The following is a 453-nucleotide window of genomic DNA, read 5'->3' as shown; positions in this document are numbered from 1 at the left end:
GCGCGGTATCGCCCACAGGTCGTAATAGTCTTTCATGCGCCCGTTGAGAACACCAAGCGCCACCATCGCCTGGAATTTCTCGGCGATCACCGTTGCAGGCGGATAGGAACGAACCTGCGGAGCGGGAAAATCTAGCAGGGCTGGATAGTCGAGCCGCTGCGTCGCATCGGCCATAGCGTCTCCGAAGCCGATGTCGATTGTAATGGGGATGCGGGTTCTTTCGAGATAGGCTGCARTCTTGAGACGAACGCCGCCATATTCCATTTCTTCTCGAATGACTGTTGCAGCGAGCGCATTGATGTCGAAGACGAGCCCGTCGTCGCTCTCAATCGCCATGATCTCCCCGAAGTCGGCGATCAGGCGGGCAGGATCTGCGTCCCCATGTCCGAGAAAGTCCGCATCCCGCGTCACCCGATTGTCGTCGGCCACCCAGACCGTGACCAACATACCGCC

Annotated in this window: 1 protein-coding gene; it reads right to left on the bottom strand. The window is 58.8% G+C overall.

The features are described from left to right. A partial coding sequence (locus AB4Z23_RS28510; protein ID WP_441361312.1) for a nucleotidyl transferase AbiEii/AbiGii toxin family protein occupies window positions 1-453 on the bottom strand: 453 nt, incomplete at both ends.

This window comes from Agrobacterium sp. MCAB5, from assembly GCF_052114365.1.
GTDB classification, from domain to species: domain Bacteria; phylum Pseudomonadota; class Alphaproteobacteria; order Rhizobiales; family Rhizobiaceae; genus Agrobacterium; species Agrobacterium tumefaciens.
The sequence above is the reverse complement of the archived record's forward strand: the minus strand, read 5'-3'. Positions and strand labels throughout refer to the sequence as shown.